Consider the following 3,337-nt stretch of genomic DNA (forward strand, 5'->3'; position numbering starts at 1 on the left):
ATGCCTTTTCAAAGGGAAAGGTCCGCCGAGATCATCAATCGTAGCATAAATGGGTTCAGGGCTAGCTGATCGCCCTACCTTACTGAGATCATCAACTTTATCATGCCTTTTCAAAGGGAAAGGTCCGCCGAGATCATCAATCGTAGCATAAATGGGTTCAGGGCTAGCTGATCGCCCTACCTTACTGAGATCATCAACTTTATCATGCCTTTTCAAAGGGAAGCCCGCTGCTTGCCCTACAACACCCAAACCACTTGCTATTTGATTGAGTCGGTCAATTTTTGCATTCACCTTTTTAGCAACTTGAGCGTAAATGGGTTCTTCAGGGCTAGCTACTTGTCCTGTTTTCTTTTTATTAACTTGAGCATAAATGGGTTCTTCAGGGCTAGCTACTTGTCCTGTTTTCTTTTTATTAACTTGAGCATAAATGGGTTCTGTGCTGTTTTTGAGACCATTATTGTTATTGTTATTGAAATTTTTAAATTTCTCATTCAATTCTTTCTTGATATCCGAAAAATTTTTGGCGAGAGCTGTGGCCTCTATTCCAGATAACCCATTACCGACTAGGGTTCCGTTCACACCATTCTTAACGGATTGGTATATTTCAGATTTTTTTCCAACATTGAGACTTTCATTTTTTTGAGTTTGTTGAGCCAATTGCTCCTTTGAGAAATTTTTGAGATCGGCTAACGCTTGCTCTACCCCACTGAAATCACCCGTTGCTTTAGCCACTGATACCGCTTGATTGAGATTGTCAACTTTATCCGTTACCTTTTGATTGATGATCACATCTTTAACGGAATTTTCAAGGTCGCTTTTTGCTTGCGTTACCTTGCTGAAATCCTTATTTTTGCCATTTTTGAAGTCATTCAAAGCTGCATTAAGGTTTTCAACTTTTGAAATCCATTCTGGATTGATACCTAAATCTTTCACCGAGCCTTTAAGGGCTTTTAGTGTTTCTTCTGCCTTGCTAAAATCCTTATTTTTGCCATTTTTGAATTCATCAAAAGATTTACTAAAGTCTTTCAAATTCTTATTAACATTCTCAAGTTTATCAGACAATTCCCTTTTGATGCCTTTAAGATTTTGAGCGTAAGCGATTGCTCTTGCGTCTCTATTAGCCTCTTTATTGATCAACGCAAAAATCTCATCTTTTTGGCTGTTAGCTTGAGATTTTGCTTCCATTTTATTTTTGTTGCCGCTTTTGCTCTCCAATTTTTTCTCTACTTCTTTCTCTAAATGCTCTCGTTTCCTTAGAGATTTTTCAAGATCTTTCTGAGCTTTTTTCACTTCATCATAGTTGCCTGTGTTTTTAGCGTCAGCTACAGCTTTATTGAAGTTTAAAGCTTTTCCAACCAATTCTTTGTTACTGCTCAAAAAGTCTTTGATAAGCTTATTAACTTCTTGTAGGGACAATCCTTTAGCGACTAGTTTATCCTCTAAATTCCGCCTTACGAAACTAGTGATAGCGAGATTATTTAAATCAAGCAAATTAAAGACAGCTACCTTGTCAAAGCCTGCTTCTAAATGGGAAACGCCATTCGTAACGCCTACACCCTTATTGGGATTCTTGGAGGCGTTGGTGTATTTGAAATTAGAATAATCAACAAACATCACGCCATCATGTTTTAGGTTACCTTGAAGAGTAACATTTTTCTCCCTATCTAAAGCTTTATCTGCTTTTTTCCCATAATCTTTGAGAGTGTAGCTCAAATCCCCATTACCAAACTCAGTAATTAAAGCTGAATGTTTTGTGTCTTTTTTAGAAACAAAAGCAATACGATCATTCCCTAGGGCGTCTAAATAAGGCTTAGAGTCTTTTTGGAAATCCTTAATCTCAGTTCGGAATTTTTCCTTCTCTTTCTCGCTCAAGTTGTCTAATTTAGCATTGTTTTGTGCAAGAAATTCCATGAAGTCTATTTTGTTTTGGATCTCTTCTTGACTTAATGCTCGTTGTGAGCCTGTGAGTTGGTCTTCTTTGTAGAGATAAAAACTAGGGTTGTTAATCCCTTTCTCACCACCTGCTATGACTAAGCCACTGCCGTTTTTCATATGCACATTAATTATTGTAGCCACATTGTTACCTTGTTGGTCTTTATAACCAACGGTGGCGTTCCAATCGTGTTTGGCTCCAAAACCACCATTGCCCGCATACAATAATGAAACTTTTTCAGGTTCTATGCCATTATGACTCCCCATTAACACAGAAGACAGAGCGTTATTGTGAATCAATAATTGATTGAACTTGTAATTAGGATCAATGTCAGCGACTCCCTCAACATCTAACATTTCCATATCGCCAAGAGTGAATTTAGAAAAATTACCCCTTTCATCAAGCAAATCCCTAGATTCAGGCGGTAAGCCTTGTATGTCGGTGGTGGTAGTGGCTATATCTGGTTGGACATGGGGAACTGGTTCTTGATTGATTGCTTCTTTGACATCAGAAGATTGTTTTTTGTTAAATACAAATGATAAAAAAATATCCAACCAATCCCCACCACTAGGCTCTCCATTTTTTTCTGCTTCTTGCCTTTCTTTCAAGGATTCATCAAACACGCCCATGAACTTTTGATCCGTTCGGATTTGATTCCCTATAATGATTCCTGCAAAAGATTGTTTGGCAGATTTCAAAAACTCTGCTTTTTCTTTGTCATCAGGGATAGGGGGTTGTATGGTATGTTCCATAAAATTTCGGATCGATCGGGTGTTGATTTTAGACGGATCGTTTTGATGGGACACCCAACTTGTGAAAATTCGGTAACGCTGATCCCCAAATTTCTGAAAGCTCTTTGTGGAAGATTCTACATCAATGAGAGCGTCTTTGTTGATTAAATCGTTGCTCTTATTGATAAAGTCTGAAAAATACTGATTCTTTTTGGTAGGATTTTTGATCGCTTTATTGGAGTATTCTTCCCTTAATTGCGAGATTCCATCAAAAGCTTGCCTGTTATCCCTATCGTTCTTATCAACGATTGGTTTTTGATCAGGATCAAATGAAGCGACAGCGTTATCAAGCTTAAGAAAAGCTACCTGAAGATTATTAATAAACTGCTGCGGGTTAAAAGCCACTTTCGGTTTGTGGTTGTTGGTCAATAGTTTCGTTAGTCATTGTTTCTCCTTACTATACCTAATCGGTATCTTATTGGTATCAAAGACTGCTAAAAATCGCTACACACTTTGAGTAATCAATTCATGTCTTTGAACATTATCATTATACCACAATATTTAGAATATTTGGCATTTTTTCATTAATATTGAAAAAAGCCCGATCGTTGCAGGCGTCTAAAGGCTAGGAACGATTCACATTTTTACCCATAATTAACAAAAACTTGTTAAA

Annotated in this window: 1 pseudogene; it reads right to left on the minus strand. The window is 37.4% G+C overall.

What is annotated here, in order from left to right:
- A pseudogene (gene cagA, locus BZK24_RS08240) lies at nucleotides 1–3,109 on the minus strand (type IV secretion system oncogenic effector CagA); the annotation flags it as partial.
- Between the last annotated feature and the right edge of the window lie 228 nt (nucleotides 3,110–3,337).

Origin of the sequence: Helicobacter pylori, from assembly GCF_001998165.1 — a bacterium.
Classification (GTDB): Bacteria; Campylobacterota; Campylobacteria; order Campylobacterales; family Helicobacteraceae; genus Helicobacter; species Helicobacter pylori_DL.